Annotated in this window: 9 protein-coding genes, 1 tRNA gene and 1 pseudogene; 7 read left to right on the forward strand and 4 right to left on the reverse strand. The window is 66.4% G+C overall.

Annotated features, from left to right (window positions below; translation table 11 throughout):
- The first annotated feature begins 22 nt into the window (after window positions 1–22).
- From ACNKFW_RS02725 to ACNKFW_RS02735, 3 genes and pseudogenes are all read left to right on the forward strand, one after another.
- Window positions 23–976 (forward strand): DMT family transporter, encoded by a 954-nt coding sequence (locus tag ACNKFW_RS02725; RefSeq protein WP_147427562.1) that lies wholly within the window; start codon window positions 23–25, stop codon window positions 974–976.
- A 76-nt stretch (window positions 977–1052) separates the two neighbouring features.
- Window positions 1053–1129, forward strand: a tRNA-Pro gene (locus ACNKFW_RS02730).
- A gap of 548 nt (window positions 1130–1677) precedes the next feature.
- Window positions 1678–2438, forward strand: a pseudogene (locus tag ACNKFW_RS02735) (IS5 family transposase).
- A 171-nt stretch (window positions 2439–2609) separates the two neighbouring features.
- On the opposite strand, the gene ACNKFW_RS02740 reads toward ACNKFW_RS02735, so the two are convergent.
- Entirely contained in the window at window positions 2610–3542 is a 933-nt protein-coding gene (locus ACNKFW_RS02740; protein WP_179921185.1) for an IS5 family transposase, read from the reverse strand.
- Between the two features lie 50 nt (window positions 3543–3592).
- On the opposite strand from ACNKFW_RS02740, the gene ACNKFW_RS02745 reads away from it, so the two are divergent.
- Both ACNKFW_RS02745 and ACNKFW_RS02750 read left to right on the forward strand, forming a co-directional pair.
- Window positions 3593–5542: a Mu transposase C-terminal domain-containing protein gene (locus tag ACNKFW_RS02745; RefSeq protein WP_418024721.1), complete on the forward strand. Its 1950-nt coding sequence runs from the start codon at window positions 3593–3595 to the stop codon at window positions 5540–5542.
- Window positions 5532–6146: a TniB family NTP-binding protein gene (locus ACNKFW_RS02750; protein ID WP_418024722.1), complete on the forward strand. Its 615-nt coding sequence runs from the start codon at window positions 5532–5534 to the stop codon at window positions 6144–6146. The genes ACNKFW_RS02745 and ACNKFW_RS02750 overlap by 11 nt, the downstream gene beginning before the upstream one ends.
- 39 nt (window positions 6147–6185) lie before the next feature.
- Here the strand turns inward: ACNKFW_RS02750 and ACNKFW_RS02755 are convergent, their stop codons facing one another.
- The gene (locus tag ACNKFW_RS02755; protein WP_179921185.1) at window positions 6186–7118 is read right to left on the reverse strand and encodes an IS5 family transposase; all 933 of its coding nucleotides are present in this window, start codon (window positions 7116–7118) and stop codon (window positions 6186–6188) included.
- 69 nt (window positions 7119–7187) lie between these two features.
- Here ACNKFW_RS02755 and ACNKFW_RS02760 point away from each other — a divergent pair, with 69 nt between their 5' ends.
- Together ACNKFW_RS02760 and ACNKFW_RS02765 are read left to right on the forward strand one after the other, a co-directional pair.
- Entirely contained in the window at window positions 7188–7541 is a 354-nt protein-coding gene (locus tag ACNKFW_RS02760; RefSeq protein WP_418024723.1) for a hypothetical protein, read from the forward strand.
- Window positions 7541–9334 (forward strand): TniQ family protein, encoded by a 1794-nt coding sequence (locus tag ACNKFW_RS02765; RefSeq protein ID WP_418024724.1) that lies wholly within the window; start codon window positions 7541–7543, stop codon window positions 9332–9334. Before ACNKFW_RS02760 ends, ACNKFW_RS02765 begins: the two co-directional genes overlap by 1 nt.
- Window positions 9335–9862: 528 nt before the next feature.
- On the opposite strand, the gene ACNKFW_RS02770 is transcribed toward ACNKFW_RS02765, so the two are convergent.
- Both ACNKFW_RS02770 and ACNKFW_RS02775 read right to left on the reverse strand, forming a co-directional pair.
- Window positions 9863–11824, reverse strand: a complete 1962-nt coding sequence (locus ACNKFW_RS02770; RefSeq protein ID WP_147427565.1) for a caspase family protein — start codon at window positions 11822–11824, stop codon at window positions 9863–9865.
- The gene (locus ACNKFW_RS02775) at window positions 11793–16724 is read right to left on the reverse strand and encodes an MBG domain-containing protein (RefSeq protein ID WP_418024725.1); all 4932 of its coding nucleotides are present in this window, start codon (window positions 16722–16724) and stop codon (window positions 11793–11795) included. The genes ACNKFW_RS02770 and ACNKFW_RS02775 overlap by 32 nt, the downstream gene beginning before the upstream one ends.
- Window positions 16725–16755: the final 31 nt, after the last annotated feature.

A 16755-nucleotide genomic window follows, 5' to 3' on the forward strand; every position in this document is an offset into this window, starting at 1 on the left:
TCGCGGAGCGTCGGAGGGGCGCATGACGGCGGGCAATATCAAGGGCGCGCTGCTCGCGCTTCTGTCCATGGGGCTCTATTCGACCCATGACGTGATCATCAAGCTGCTGGGGGCTACCTATCCAGCCTTGCAGATCCTGTTCTTCTCGGCGCTGCTGTCTTTTCCGCCGCTGGCGGTGCTGCTGCTGCGCGACCCGACGCATGGCACATTGCGGCCGCGCAACCCGTTCTGGGTCGGGCTGCGTTCGCTTTGCATCGTCGCCTCGGGGGTCGGCGGTTTCTATGCCTTTTCGGTGCTGCCCTTGGCGCAGGTCTATTCCATCCTGTTTGCCGCGCCGCTGATCGTCACCGTGCTGTCGGTGCCGCTGCTGGGCGAAAGGGTCGGGCTGCACCGCTGGCTGGCGGTCTGCGCCGGGCTTTGCGGGGTGCTGATCGTGCTGCGCCCCGGCGTGACGCCGCTGGGTCTGGGGCATCTGGCGGCGCTGATGGGGGCGACGGCCACGGCGCTGTCGGCCATCGCGGTGAGGCGCCTGGGCCGGTCCGAGCGCACGGTGATCCTGCTGCTTTGGCCGATGATCGGGAATTTCCTGCTGACCGGCGCCTCGCTGGGCTTCGCCTATCGCCCGATGGAGCTGGGCGACCTGGCGCTGACCGGGGTGATCGCGGCCCTGGGCCTTGCGGCGGGCTTTCTGCTGATCCTGGCCTATCAGGCCGGCGAGGCGGCCAATGTCGCGCCGATGCAATATTCGCAGATGCTCTGGGCGGTGGCCTATGGCTGGTTCCTGTTCGGAGAGCGCCCGGACGGGCCGACGGTGCTGGGGGCGGGGCTGATCATGGGTTCGGGGCTTTACATCCTGCTGCGCGAGCGGCTGGGTGCCTCGCGCCTGCGTCCGGCGACGCGGGCGCGCTTTGGCAGCGACGCGGTGACGGCCCCGCGCTGGAGCCTGTTGCAGCGCCTGCTGCGGCCGCGGGGCTGACGCGGTTTTCTGTGGCGGATCTGCAAGATTCCCCCTTGCATTCCGTTGTCCCAGGGGCTACCTGCCCCTTCACGGTCGGAGCGTAGCGCAGCCTGGTAGCGCACCTGCTTCGGGAGCAGGGGGTCGGAGGTTCGAATCCTCTCGCTCCGACCATGTGAGACTTGATAAGAGGCAGATAGTCCTGCCTTTTTGATCATGAAAACTGCCTCGCGACGAGTCTGAAGCTCCCATAAATCATTGAAATATATCGCGATAGTGCCAAGCGGACGCGGTGCGCGCTCAGAAAGCTTGATTGAGTGCGACTACGGGTGTTCCGGCAGTGGGCGGGCCGCGATGCCGCAAGCTCGCCGAGCGCTCATAGCGGGCGCTGGTTTGCCCTGCGGAATCACGTTCCCATAGGCCGGCGATAAAGGGCGGTAAGCGGCCTGGAGGCGGCGCGGCGTTGCAGCCGCAGCAAGTCATAGAAGCGGCCGTTCGGGCGAACCGCAGCGAGATCACAGTCGGTTCCGCCCCGAGGAGCGGGGAGGGGACTTTGGGCAGTGCGGCGTCATATCCGTGCCAGATTGCTTAAGCCGATATTTGGGGGCACGACCACAGTAGGCGGACGTGACTAGGGCGTGTTGACAAAAGGGATTCACCGGGCGCGGTGATCGTGATTCAAGCTGGTATCTGCAATGGAGACCAGCGTGGCACGAAACCTGATGTCGAACGACGAGTGGGCGTTCTTTGAACGCTTCATCCTGGCTGTCCGTTCTCCGAACGGCCGCAAGCCCACGAACCATCGGCTTGTTCTGGATGGGATTTTCTGGATCGCCCGAACGGGGTCGCCCTGGCGCGACCTGCCGGAAGAGTTCGGCAAATGGTCGTCTGTCTATCGGCAGTTCCGGCGCTGGACGTTGGCGGGGCTGTGGGAACAGATCCTGGAGGCGCTGAACGAGAGCCGGATCGTGCCGGATGCGCTGCAGATGATCGACAGCACCGTGGTTCGCGCTCATCATCAGGCAGCGGGCGCAAAAGGGGGACTCCGCGCCAAGGTTTCGGCCGCTCGCGAGGTGGCTTCACGACCAAGATCCATCTGCGGGTCAATGCGGCAGGCCTGCCCATGAGAACCGAGATCACGGCCGGGCAGACATCGGACTACCTCGGCTTCGATCTGGTCATGGCTGACAACCTGCCCGAGCCAAGCGTTCTGCTCGCAGACCGCGGCTACGACTCCGACAACATCCGCAAGACCATGGAGGTGCGCGACGTGGTGCCGGTCATCCCCATGCGCAAAACCCGGAAGCTACGGGTCGCCGTTGACCGCAGGCTCTACCGCCTGCGCAATCTCGTTGAGCGGTGCTTCAACAAGCTCAAGAATGCCCGTCGCGTCGCCACCCGCTACGACAAGACCGCCGAAAGCTTCCTGGGCTTCATCGACATCACGTCGATCCGCCTCTGGCTCCGCCATTTGTCAACATGACCTAGCTTGCGCTCAAACTCTCGCTGCCGTTCAATTGAAGGAATGGCAACCGGCAGGTTGCCAAGCTGAGACTTGTTTATAGAGGCAATACCCGTCGTCTTTTTGGCTGCTCTGAAGGGCTCTGTTGCATAACTCAGGTGATGGGCGCGGTTACCCCCTCCCCGGACAGACTTATCCTACAGCTTCCGTGACCGGGATGCCGAGCGCGGTGTAGCCGTTCAGGACGGCGATGCGGATCTGGAACTCGGCGACCTGACGGTCGAAGTCCCTTGCCATGAGCCGCTGGCCCAGCAGTTTGACACAATGCATCTTCGTCTCGATGCGGCTCCGGCGGTGGTATCCACTCCATCGTCGCCACAGGGTGCGGCCGAGATACCTGGACGCCCGGAGGGCCTCGTTGCGCGCGACGGCTCCAGCGGTGATGGTCTTCCAGGTCTTCGCGTTCCTGCGCGGTGGGATGACGGCATGGGCTCCGCGATCTGCAATCGCATCGTGGCACTTGCGCGTGTCGTAGGCGCCATCTGCCGTGACGCTACCGATTTCCTGGTCCTCCGGGATCTGGTCGAGAAGGTCAGGTAGGATCGGCGCATCGCCGACGTTGCTCCCGGTGATCTCGACAGCCCGGATCTCTAGCGTTTCCTCGTCGATCCCAAGGTGGATCTTGCGCCAGACCCGCCGTTTGGGGCCACCATGCTTGCGAGCGTGCCACTCGCCTTCGCCCTCGACCTTGATTCCTGTGCTGTCGATCAGCAGGTGCAGCGGCCCTTTGGAGCCGCGATACGGGATGTTCACAGCCAAGGTCTTCTGGCGGCGGGACAGTGTGCTGAAGTCAGGCACCGTCCAGTCGAGGCCAACCAGACGCAGCAGGCTCTCGACGAACCCGGTCGTCTGCCGGAGCGCCATGCCGAATAGCACCTTCATCGTCAGGCAGCTCTGAATGGCAGTATCGCTGTAGGTCTGCTGGCGGCCACGCCTCCCCGTCGGCACGGCATCCCAGCTCATCTCGGGGTCGAACCAGATCGTCAGCGAGCCCCGGCGCTTGAGCGCTTCATTGTAGGCTGGCCAGTTTCTGGTCCTGTAGGTTGGCGGTGTGGGTCTGCTCATACATCACAGCTACCACCCTGGATTCACGATCTGAATCCCTGACGGGATTTGTGCAACAGAGCCGTTCGACGCAAGAAATACGCAGTCGCAAGCCGGTTGATGTCGTCAATGAGTTGCGCGAGTCGGTTCGGCGGTTCGTGCTCTGGTGCAAGGCTTTCTGCGATGCGTTCCTGTACCTGGAATCGCTTGGCTTCATCAACCGCACGCAGGAAGGATATCTGAAAGGACGCGAGCGGCTTGCCGCCGAAATCCAACGACGGGTCGGTGAGGGCGCTGCCAGCGGCAAGGTTGTTCGACCGGGCGCAGACATCATCACCCGCCAGCTTCCCTGTAGCCGGACAGGTTTCGGATGGGTGCGGCGCTATGAACGGGCCGGATATTCGGCGGTAGTGCTGATTCCGGAGATCCATCGCTGCGGCAATCGCAAGCCGCGCTGGTGTCATCGCGCTGAGGCGCTGATGAATCAGGTCATCGAAATCTATGCCGATACGCAACGCCCAACCAGAACGCAGGCCGTTGCCGAAACGCTGGAGCTTTTTTGCCGCGAAAACCGACGGCGGGCTGAGGCTGGCTTGTCCGAACTGGTTGTGCCGTCGCGCCAAACCATCAAGCGCCGTCTTGCCCAGGCCGATCCATACTATGTGCATGCCAAGCGATATGGCACGGCGGCGGCAAATGCCAGATTCACGCTTTACGAGAATGGCCCTGACGTCCGGCAGCCGCTGGAACGTGTCGAAATGGACGAAAACCGCCTCGATGTGATCTCACTGCTGACGTTGTCCGGCATTTGGGACCATCTCCCCGCAGAGAGGCAGGCACGATTCGAGGCCGGGCGCCGGTGGCTATACGTCGCTATTGATTGTGCGACCCGGTGTATTCTCTCCGTGCGTCTGGCCGAGACACCGAACTCGAGCGATGCGATCAAGGCGCTGCGCGACATTTTCGTCGACAAGACACCGATCGCACAGGCGGCAGGATGCGAAAGCACCTGGCACCATCATGGTGGGATTAGCACCCTGGCGACGGACCAGGGCGGCGCCTTCGTGTCCGACGATTTTCAGGGGACAGTCTCTTCACTCGGTATCACCACGCACCTTCCGCCTGCGGGCCTGCCTTGGCTTCGAGGCCATATCGAAACCTTCTTCCGAACCTATGGGCACCAGCTTATGCCCCTTCTGGTCGGCCGGACCTTCTTCGATACCGTTGAGCGCGGCGATTACCCATCGGAGCAGCTGGCTTGCCTCTGCGACGACGACCTGATCAGGATCCTGCTGACCTATGTCGTCGACATCTACCACAATCAACCCCACGGATCGCTGGGTGGAGAAACGCCGAACCAGGCGTGGTCGCGGCTGGTTGCCGAGCACGGCACGCCTCCACTTCCCGATGGTCTCGCCTTGCGCAAAGCTTTCGGCAGGCCGTTGCAACGCAAGCTCCGCGGAGATGGCGTTTTGTTCGCGGGCTTGACCTATAGCTGCGAGGCGCTGCGCGAGGCGTTCCTGCACGCGCCGGAACGCAATGTCGAAATCCGCGCCGATCTGCGGGATATGGGCTGGATCGCCGTCAAGGTGGGCGCGACATGGCATCCCGCCATGGCCAATCAGAGCGGCTTCGACGGTGTCAGCTATGACGAGCTTCAAGAAGTTACCCGGACACTCCGCATCAAGCACCAACGGGATGCCGAACTGGATGCGCCCATGGTCCGCCGGGCGATCGAGCGGATTTCGGAAATCAACCGGCGTGCTTTTGCGCTGCGTGAACTGACGCCGTTCCACGTGACCGACCTAGACGTCGAGCGCAATCAATCCGCACTGCACTTCCCCTTGCGCTCCGATGCCGAGCGCCTCGGGCATGCCCGACCGTCTTCCGACCCTCTCTCTGATGGCATCCAGATCGTGCCGCATGCAGGTGGGCCATCCGAGAACCCTACTGACCACCATGACCAAAAACCGCCCGCGCGTGAACGCCGCAACCGCTGGAGATTCGACGATGAGCAATGACATCATCCGCAACGCCGCCGAGAAAGTGGCTGCGCTGCGGGACCATTTCATCCATCACGAACGGTTCGAGCCGCTTGAGGCGCGCTTTGCCATGCTGGTCGCCAAGCGCCTATCCGATCTTGACGCAGGCCGATCAAGCGAAGCCCACGGGCTCGCCTTGTCCGGCCCCTCGGGCACCGGGAAAAGCGCGGCGATGCACCACCTGCTTGCCGGTGTTGGCCAGCAGCTGTCAACGACCCGCCATTGGGATGCGCCGATCATCAGCCTTCGCGTGCCATCGCCGGCGACGTTGAAATTCGTCGGCTACACCTTGCTGCGCGCCTTGGGCTATCAGATCGGCTCAGAACGGCAAGCCTGGTACATCTGGGATTTGGTCCGGCATCACCTGAAAGAGCGACAGGTTTTGTTCGTCCACCTGGACGAGGCGCAGGATCTGGCATCTCGGGGCACGAAGCACGAGTTGAATGCCGTGGCCTCGATGCTGAAAACCCTGATGACCGATCCAGACTGGCCCGTCGGGATCATCCTCTCTGGGACGCCGGAGCTGGAGGACATCCTGAACCATGACTCACAACTGGCGCGGCGGATGGGCTCTGTTGCATAACTCAGGTGATGGGCGCGGTTACCCCCTCCCCGGACAGACTTATCCTACAGCTTCCGTGACCGGGATGCCGAGCGCGGTGTAGCCGTTCAGGACGGCGATGCGGATCTGGAACTCGGCGACCTGACGGTCGAAGTCCCTTGCCATGAGCCGCTGGCCCAGCAGTTTGACACAATGCATCTTCGTCTCGATGCGGCTCCGGCGGTGGTATCCACTCCATCGTCGCCACAGGGTGCGGCCGAGATACCTGGACGCCCGGAGGGCCTCGTTGCGCGCGACGGCTCCAGCGGTGATGGTCTTCCAGGTCTTCGCGTTCCTGCGCGGTGGGATGACGGCATGGGCTCCGCGATCTGCAATCGCATCGTGGCACTTGCGCGTGTCGTAGGCGCCATCTGCCGTGACGCTACCGATTTCCTGGTCCTCCGGGATCTGGTCGAGAAGGTCAGGTAGGATCGGCGCATCGCCGACGTTGCTCCCGGTGATCTCGACAGCCCGGATCTCTAGCGTTTCCTCGTCGATCCCAAGGTGGATCTTGCGCCAGACCCGCCGTTTGGGGCCACCATGCTTGCGAGCGTGCCACTCGCCTTCGCCCTCGACCTTGATTCCTGTGCTGTCGATCAGCAGGTGCAGCGGCCCTTTGGAGCCGCGATACGGGATGTTCACAGCCAAGGTCTTCTGGCGGCGGGACAGTGTGCTGAAGTCAGGCACCGTCCAGTCGAGGCCAACCAGACGCAGCAGGCTCTCGACGAACCCGGTCGTCTGCCGGAGCGCCATGCCGAATAGCACCTTCATCGTCAGGCAGCTCTGAATGGCAGTATCGCTGTAGGTCTGCTGGCGGCCACGCCTCCCCGTCGGCACGGCATCCCAGCTCATCTCGGGGTCGAACCAGATCGTCAGCGAGCCCCGGCGCTTGAGCGCTTCATTGTAGGCTGGCCAGTTTCTGGTCCTGTAGGTTGGCGGTGTGGGTCTGCTCATACATCACAGCTACCACCCTGGATTCACGATCTGAATCCCTGACGGGATTTGTGCAACAGAGCCCGGCGGATGCAGACGGTGCATTTCAACAGCCTGTCGCCGGTCGCGCATGGCAATGACGTGCTGGATCTCGTGGAAAACTACTGCAAGCGCGCGGGACTGCCACCAGCCCCCGCCATCGTGGAACTTGCACATGGTGAACGGCTGATCCACGCGGCAGCCAATCAGTTCGGCCTGGTCATCGAACTGACGCTGGCGGCCATCGAACAGGCTTTCCTCAACGGGGCCCGCCGGCTGGCACCCCAGGATTTTGCCCGCGCCTATCACCTGCGGACTGCCTGCGACGACTCGTTCAACCCGTTCATTATTCCCGATTTTTATCGGATCGATGCGCGGCAGGTCTTCTCACGGGAGCAACGCTGATGTTCACCGCGACAGAACCGCTACCGTTGACGGTGCCCACCACGATAGGGGAATCCGCGACATCCTTCGCCTCTCGCCTAGCTCGGCGGAACGGCGTGCCCCGGTTGATCGCCTTCTGCTCGGATGTGGGGATCGACTACTTCGCGCTTGTAAACGGCGATCCGGTCGAAATCCAAAGGCTGGCCGTTCTGGGCGATATCGATCCCGTCCCGCTGCAAGCGGCAACACCTTCCCTGATTGAACCGGGTTGGTTTCGACTCGGAAACGAACGCATCAAATTCACGGGGTTCATACGGACAACGCTTCGGATTTGCCCCATGTGTATCAGCGAGGTGCGCAACACGACAGAAATCGTCCATCATGGGGTCTGGCAACTCGCGGCGATCCGCACCTGTGTGAAGCACGGGCGCCATCTCGTTGCAGTTCCCAAGCCAAAGAACGGCAATGATTGTTTTGATCACGTCCCCATGCTCGACGGGTTTCAACCAACAGCTGGTGATTTGGCTGCGTCTCAGGATCCGGAACTGGAGCGGTATTTGACCGATCGAATCCTGACCGGACCCGGAAAAAGCTGGCTGGACCGCTTGCCGTTTCATATTGCAGCGCAGACTTGCGAGATGCTTGGCGCGCTTCTAACCTTGGGACCAAGGGTAAAGCGAGCGGAACTTGCCGACGCGCAATGGGCAGCGGCCGGCACCGCTGGCTTGAGCATCCTTCGCGGGGGTCCGGAGGCGTTGCGTCAAAAGCTCAAGGAAATTCAAGATTCGCATCCAGTCGGGGAAAAACGTTACCGTTCACACTACGGCGTATTCTTCGATTGGCTGCGCTTTCGCGACGATGACCAGGATTTTGATGTCGTGCGTGACATTGTCCGGGATTTCATTTTTAAAAACTTTCCGGTTACGGTGGGTTCGACTGTCCTCGGCAAGCATTGCCCTGAGCAACTGTTGCACTCATTCTCGACGGCAAAGCAGGTGTTCGGCATCCCTCACCATAGGCTCGGCCAGAAACTGGTCACTTTGGGAATGGCAAAACCGCACGCCAGCGACAGATTTTACACACTGACGCGATATATTCCGACTGCCATGCTGACCGACATCATCGCAGAGCTCGGAACACGCATCAGTGCAAAAGAAGCTGCGAAAGAGATTGGAGTTGAAACAGTGGTGCTTGCGCGGCTTGCACGCCATGGCCTCATCCCAAAGCAATCCGAATATGGGAAAAGGTCGACAATCTACCGGCCAGAAGATTTGGAAGCATTCCTGGAACAGTTACGGAGGCTGGCAAAGCCCGCAGGGGCGAACAACGATCTTATTGATATCTCAACAGCAGCTTGCAGGCGTGGTGTAGCGATTGCGGTACTCACAAAGCTCATCCTTGAGTGCCGTATCCCGCTGTATTTTGAGGGAGAATGCGCCGACAACTTTAGAGCATTCCGGGTCGATCCAAGCTCCTTGCACGGTATCTACAGCAAACCCCAAGAACCCGTTGTATCTTCATGGAGCGTCGCGCGGATTCTAAAGATCAGCAGACCCACAGTTTATCGCTTGAGGCAGGCAGGCTTTCTTGCTCCACCGACGACACGCAAGAGCGCAGGTATCCGAGGTGGGAAATACAGCTGCAAAAAATCCTTTGAGGAGTTTCAGGCGGTGCATATTTCCCTGACTGAACTGATCGAACGGTCGGGTCGATCCCCTGACGATGAGTTCAACTATCAAATCTCCAAGGGTGCACTCCCACTCCCCTTGGGATTGCAGAGCACAATGATCTTTAGACGCGCCGACGTCGCGTAAACCCATTATCTGACAAAGCCGGCCACGCGCCGGCTTTTTCATGGGCGCGGTGAGGTAACGCTATCTGAGAAAAAGGGCAGGACGAACTGTCGATCCACTCGGCCTGTAGTTGATATTGTTCGGAAATTTTCCGCGCAAGCGGAAAATCTTTGTGATTATTGCCAAGACTTGTGGCGTTTCAGGAAGATTTGCCTTTTGTGTCACAGGGCGCCCTTTCCGACTCGCTCGTCGGTTGGCCACAGCACCACATATGACTTCCTGCCATGCCGGCAGATCAGCGCTCTGCTTGTATCGCGAGCGACCCGCTCGCAGCAACGGGGCTGCGAAGCGCATGATATCGGTATTTTAGGTAAAGGCGGCTTGACCTGCCCCGGGCTTTTTCCTCCAGTTGCGACTAGAGTCTGCCCCATGGAAAGACCCCGAAAATCCGGCCCGCAAACCCGGACCGCCCGATCCGTCGCAATGGCGGCGGGGGCCTCGTGCCGATATCCGGGCGCATCGACCGGAGGGGCGATCTTTCCGCGCCGCTCAGCCCGACAGCGCCGCGGCGGTGAAGCCGCCGTTGCGCCACGATTCCAGCGCCTGGCTCAGGGCCGGGCCGGGCGCGCCATCCGCCGGACCCTGGTAGAGCCCGGCCCGCGCCAGGCGGCGCTGCAGCGCGCCCAGCGTCTCTGGGTTCCAGTTCCCGCCCTGCTCGGCCAGCTCGCGCAGCAGGCTGCCATCGTCCGAGGCGACGCCCAGCAGCAGTTGCACCGCCGCGCGCGAGGGGTCGCGGGGAATGCCGCGCCCCTCGTCCAGCAGCACGGCCGCGGCACGGTGGCCGCGCGGCTCGCCCTCGCGTGCGGCGCGCTCGAACAGCGTCCGGGCGTCGCCGGGATCGCCGAAGCGGCCCTCTTGCGCCAGCACGCCCAGGTTGAAGGTGGCGATCGGTGATCCGGCCTGCGAGGCCTGCTGCATCAGCGCGATGCCGCGTTGCTGGTCCTGGGCGCTTCCCCCGTCCAGAAGCGTCACCGCCAGGTTGATCGCCGCATCGGCGCTGCCGGCCGCGGCCGCCCTTTCGTAAAGCGCCAGCGCGCCGGCCGGATCGGGGGCCACGCCGTCGCCGGTTTCCTTCAGCAGCGCCAGGCTGACCATGGCGCGCAGGTCGCCGCGCCCGGCCGCGGCTTCGTAAAGCGCCACCGCCTCGGCGCGCAGGCCGGCGGCCGCCGTCGCCCGCGCCAGCAGCGCGACATATTTCGCCTGCCGGGGGTGAAGGCGGCTGGCCTCGTCGCAGGCCCGCATCGCCGCGACGGCGTTCTGCGCCAGCAGCTCGTAGGAGACGCCGGGCGTGGTCTCGGTCCCGTCGCGCGGATGGGTCGCCAGCAATTCGCAGCGCCGGGCCGGGCCGGGATCGGCCTGGGCGGAGAGTTCGGCCAGCATGCGCCGGGCCTCGCCGATATGTGGCCCGTCGGGATAGCTGCGGGCATAGCTTTCCAGCAGCGGCCTCAGCCGGCTGCGCCGCGCCAGATCCCAAAGCTGCTCGCCCGCCGTGCCCTCGGCCTCGGGGCCCATGCTGCGCCGCGCCTGGCCCGCCCGGCCCGGATCCTGCGCCAGCAGCGCCAGCACCTCGCCGACATGGCTGCCGTTGGGATAGCGTTGCAGGTAAAGCCGCAGCAGCGCCGGATCGGCGGCGCGGACCGAGACCTGGTAGAACAGCGTCTCGGGCGAGGCGGTGGGCGGGCCGTCGGCAAAGCGGAACCGCCGGGTCAGCGCCGAGGCGTCCCAGGGGATCTGCTGCCCGCCGGTGCGCGCCATCACGTCCTTGCGCACCGCGATCATCATCTCGCCGATGTCCTGGGCGGGGGTGTGGATATGGCTCAGCAGCGCCTCGGTGAAGGTGCCGTTGCGGCCGGCGCCGTCAAAGGCCACCGCGCCGGGCTGGGTGGCATAGGCGATCAGGAAATCGGCGGGGCTGCCTATGCGGGCCAGGCCGCTGCCGGCGCCGGGAAGCCGCAGCGGATTGTCGCCGCAGGCGTCCAGCAGGACGATCTTGACCCCCGGCGCCTTGGCCATCGCCCCCAGCACCTCGTCCAGCGCCACGGTGCGCTCGGTCGCCTGGTCCAGCCGATCCAGCCGGAAATCCCGCGGCAGCAGATAGTTCCGGTCCGCGACCTGAAAGGCATGGCCGGCGTAATAGAACAGCGCCACCTCGGCGGTCTGCGCCGCCGCGCCGAACTGGCCGACCAGCGCCCGCATCTGCGCCTGGTCGCTGTCCACGCCCAGGATCACCTGGAAGCCCAGGTCGCGCAGCGCCGCGGTCATGTCCTCGGCATCGTTGGCGGGGTTGTCCAGCGCCGGCACGCCGGCATAGGCGGCATTGCCGATGACCAGCGCCACCTTGGGCGCCGCCGCGGCCTGCGCGGCCATGAGCAGCGCCGCGATCAGCGCCGCCAGAACGGCCGCCAGGATGGAGGCGGGCCTAAAGCCCGACCGCGCGCACCAGGACGGCATCGGCTTTCTCGACCGTGGCAAGGATCAGCCCCTCCTGCCGGGCATGGGCGCGGGCCAGTTCGGGGTCTTCGACCCGCAGCAACTCGATCTGCTTGACGATCTCGGCGCGGGCGCCGGCGATGGCCTGGCTGGCCTCGCGCAGGGCGTCGCGGCGGATGGCGCGGCGCTCGGCCTCGCTGCCGGCCGTGGCGAGGCGGTCCATCGCCCGGCTGCGCGCCGCGCCGATTTCCGCGCTGGCCTGGCGCAGGATGGCCGAGACCGTCTGCATCGAGGGCGGCAGTTCCGCCGAAAGCTCGTCCAGCGCGCTGGAATAGCGGTCCAGCGCCCGCGACAGGCAGGCCAGCATGTCCTCGGCCTGGCCCTCGTGCTGGCTGCAGGCGTCGATCATCTGCGACACCTCGTCCGACAGCGCGGCCAACCGGGTCAGCCCGTCGTCCTGCGGGCCGGAGGTGAGCGGCGGCAACCCGTCCGGCAGCACCGAGGCCGCACCGGCCGCCGCGATCGGGAAGGGCACCGGACCGTCCGTCGGGTTCGGCAGTTCCGTCCCCGGCAGGGTGTTCTGCGGGACCGGCAGCCCCCTGGCCGTGCCGGGGCTGACGATCTGCAAGGTGCCGGGGGCATAGGTGATGGCATAGTTCGCCTCGGCCCCCGCCAGCATCCGCGCGTCCGAGGCGGTGATGCCGTAAGCGCCCGGCAGGCTGGTCACGGTGGCGTCGCTGGCCAGCAGGACGTCGGTGATCGCGTCGCCCTGGGCCAGGCTGCCCGCGATCAGCGCCCAGTCCAGCACCGGCGCAGTGCCGAAGCGGGCCGCGGCGTCGCGCGCGCCGATGGTGATGGCGCGCCGAAAGACCTCCAGCGCGCCCTCGGCATAGGTGATGATGTAATTGCCGGTCGCATCGCCATCCGCGCCGTCGATCCGGGCGCCGCCTGCGGTGATGACATAGGGTGAGCCGGCGACCCAGGCCCCGGCCGCCTCGCCCTCGCTGGCCAGGTCCAGCGCGGCCAGCCGGTCGTCGTAGCGCAGGCCCGTCGCGGTGGCGTCCCCGACCGATAGCCGCCGCTCCTCGCCATAGGTCTTGCTCAGGTCGTTGGCCGAGACGGTCAGCAGCGCGCGGTTGATGGTCAGGCTCGCCGCCGAGGCGACGATGCGATAGCCGGTCCCGTCGGCCGAGGTGACGCTGCCCGCCGTCTGGACGGGATAGGTTCCGGCATTGCGCACCCCCGCCGGCAGGCTGAAGATCCCTGCGACCGCGGGCTGGTCGCCGAACAGGTAGCGGCCCAGCCCATGCACCGTGCCGCCGGGCGTGGGCAGTGCGTCGCCATAGGTCGCGGACAGCGGCGCGGGTTCGGCCCAAAGCACCGGGTCGATGCTGTAAAGCTGCGGATAGGCGCCGTCACCGCCCGGCGCCCAGGTGGTCGTGAAGCTCCAGCCCGCCGCGCGGGCCATGAAGCCCGCCGTGTCCTGCAACTGGGCCGTGGTCAGGCCGGTGCCGCCGGCGGATTGCTGCTGCCCGCTGGCCTCGCGGTCCCAGAACGAGGCGGTGGTGCTGCCGGTGCCCTCGCCTTCGTCATTGGCCCCGACCAGCCCGCCGAGGCGCAGCAGGCCCGGCGCGGCGGTGGAACTGATCCGGCCTGCCGCATGGCTTCGCGCGACGCTGCCGGCGTTCGAGCCGACCAGCCCGCCGATGGTCGCCGGCAGGTTGCCGGAATAGGTCACGGGCGCCAGCGCATAGGCATCGGCGATGCTGCCGTCGTTCCAGCCCGCCAGCCCGCCCAGGGCCGAGCGGGGGCCGTCCAGCGCCTCGGTGCCGTCCAGCGCGACCAGCAGGCTGCCCGAGGCGCGGGCGCGGGTGATCGTGCCCAGGTTCCAGCCGACCAGCCCGCCCGCCGCCGCCAGCGCATTGCCCGAGATGTTGATTGCATTGTCGGCAAAGGCATCGGCGATCTCGCCCTCGTTCACGCCGGCCAGGCCGCCGATCTCGGCGATGCTGTCGCCCTCGGGCAGGCCGGACAGGGCAAGGCCCAGCCCGCCCAGGGCATAGGCGGCGCCGATGGTGCCCTGGTTCACCCCGACCAGCCCGCCGGCCCGGACATAGCCCGCGGTGTCGAGATCCATGGCAACGTCGCTCCAGGCATCCGAGACCGCGCCGCTGCTGGTGCCCGCCAGTCCGCCCAGGGAAAGCAGCCGGATGGTCTCTGCCCCTTCCTGCGTCAGGGTGAGGGTGCCGGTTGCCGAGACCCCGGACAGGTCCGCGGCATTCTCGCCCACCAGCCCGCCGATGATCCAGTTGCCGCTGCCGGTCTGGGTGATCTCGGCGGCGGCGGTGGAATCCGCGATGCTGTCGCCCTCCTGGGTCAGCCCGACCAGCCCGCCCAGCCGCGAGGCGGGGGCGAAGCCTTCGCTGTTGTCCTCGGACCCGTCGAAGCCGGATTCGATGCTGCCGGCATAGCGGCTGCCGGTGACGGTCATCCCGCCCAGCGATTGCCCGACAAGGCCGCCGGCCATGACCACGTCGCCCCAGCCGTCCGCCTGGCCCGAAAGCGCCAGGGCGACGCGGGATTCCGCATCCGTGATGCGGCCGTCGCCGAACAGCCCGGCCAGGCCGCCAAAGCTGGCGCTGCTGACCGAATCCTCGCCCATCTCGGCCGCGATCCGGCCGGTGACCAGCACGTTCTCGATCACGTTGGGTGCCTCGCCCGCCTGCGTCTCGCCGACCAGCCCGCCGGCGACGGCGGCGAAGCCTTGCTGCGCGTCCAGGTCGATGTCCAGCAGGCGCAGGTTCCGGATCGTGGCGCCGGCGATGGTGCCGAACAGCCCGCCCGGACCCGAGCTGACCACCTGCGCAAGCCCGCTGATCGCGTGGCGCCCGCCCGCCGCCGTGGCGCCGTCCAGGCTGCCCGAGAAGGGCGTGCCGCGGCTGCCGATGGGCCGGAAGCCCGCACCCAGGTTCCAGCCGGCCGTGCCCGCCGCGCCGATGTCGGCCCCCAGGGCGTAATGCGCGCCGGCAAAGCCGGCCGAGCCGATGCCCTGAAGCCCATAGACATCGGTGATGACATAGCGGCTGGCGGCGGTGCCGGCGCCGCCCGTGGCGCGCAAGAAGCCCGCGGTGTCGGAAAGCGCGAAATCGCGCGCCGCAAAGCCCGGCAGCGTGGCGGCGACCTGCCGCCATTGCGAGGCGCCGTTCAGGCGGAAGCTGTCCACCGAGACGCCGGCGCCGGCCGTGACCAGCGGCGCCTGCAGGTTCAGCATACCGGCCGGCCCCTGTACCGGCGCGGCCAGCGCGATGCTTTCGCCCGCGGTCAGGTTCAGCGCCGTGGCGCCGCTCCAGCTCAGCCCGCCAAGGGTCGTGAGGCCGGCGCCGGCGGTCAGCGACAGCTGGCCCGGCCCGCTCCAGCTCATCGCGGCATTGACCAGCAGGTCGTTGTCGGCGCGCAGGTCCAGGTGGCTGGCCGCGCCGGCGGCGAAGGTCAGGGTCATCGGCGTATCGACCACCAGGTCGCCGGCATCGTCGCCCTCGCCCTCGGTCGAGAGGATGTAATGTCCCGCATCCAGCAACATGCCGTAGATGTCCGTCACCAGCACATGCGTGGGGTCGTCGGGGTCATATGTTTCTTCGTCGACGATGCGCAGGTTCTGCGGGTCGAACAGCGCGGTGCCCGGCCGCCCCCTGGGGGCCGAGACCCGCACGCCGGAACTGCGGATCGCCAGTTCGCCGCGGCTGGAGATCTCGGCAAAGCCGCCGTCGCCGCCCTCGGCGCCGCCGCGCACCGACACGCCGCCGGCAAAGCGGGTGTGGTCGTCGGACCAGACGATGATCCGCCCGCCGTCGGCATGGCCGATCCCGTCGGCCAGCAGTCGCGTCCCGGCGTCCAGCGTGGTGCGCCGCGCCCGCGGCAGGTCGCCGGTGCCGCGATAATCGCCGCCGACCCGGATCAGCCCGCCGCCGCCGGTGCCGCTGGCATCCAGCACCGCGCCCTCCAGCGCGATCTCGGCGCCGGTGACGGTGATGCTGCCGCCGCGCTCGGGCCGCGCCGCGGGCCGTTCGGCGGTGATGGGTGCCGCGGCGCGCCGGCCGCCGCTGGCATCGACCCGGCCCGCCACGCGCACCCGGCCGCCGTCGCCGCCGCCCAGCACCACCCGGCCCGAGCGCCCCGAGACGGTGCGCGCCTCGGTCACGCCGGACAGGTTGATCGCGTGGCGCGCGGCATGGCGGGCCGTCGCCGCCTCGATCTCGATCACGCCGCCATCGGCCGAGATCCGGCCGTGCTGCTCGACCAGCGCCATGGCCTCGCCATCCTCGGCGGGCGGCAGGGCCACGGACAGGAAATTGTCGCCCGAAAGGTTCAGCACCGCCCGCCGCCCGGCGCCCAGCCCGACCGTGCCCAGCGGCACGCGGATCGTGCCGCTGTTGGCGACCCGCCCGCCCAAGAGCGCGGCATAGCCGCCGGGGATGATGTCGATGCGCCCGCGATTTTCCACGCGGCCGGGCCGGTCGCCGGAAAAGCGCAGCCGGCCGGCGGTGAAATCCTCGTTCGAGATGTCCAGCGTCGAGCCGACGAAGCCCGCCGTGGCGATGCGCCCCTCGCGCCCGACCAGGATGCCGTTGCGGTTGACGACGAAGACCTGGCCGTTCGCGCCCAGAAAGCCGTCGATGCGGGTCGGGCTGTCGCCGGTCACGCGGTTCAGCAGCGCCGCGTCACGCCCCGGCTGATGCACCCGGACGGAACCGCCGGCGCCGATGCTGAAGCTGGTCCAGTCGATGATGGCGCGGTCGCTCAGCTGGTCCACGCGCATGGCGCCGGGGTTCGGCGTGCTGACGCTGGCGCTGCCGCCGACCACGTTCGGCCCGCTGGGCAGGGTCTGGGCCGCCAGCGGCCCGGGCACCAATGCGCTGCACATCAGCAGCGCCGCCCAGAGCCGGCGGCCGGGA

Origin of the sequence: Paracoccus sp. TD-10, assembly GCF_048270675.1 — a bacterium.
Lineage (GTDB): Bacteria > Pseudomonadota > Alphaproteobacteria > Rhodobacterales > Rhodobacteraceae > Paracoccus > Paracoccus pantotrophus.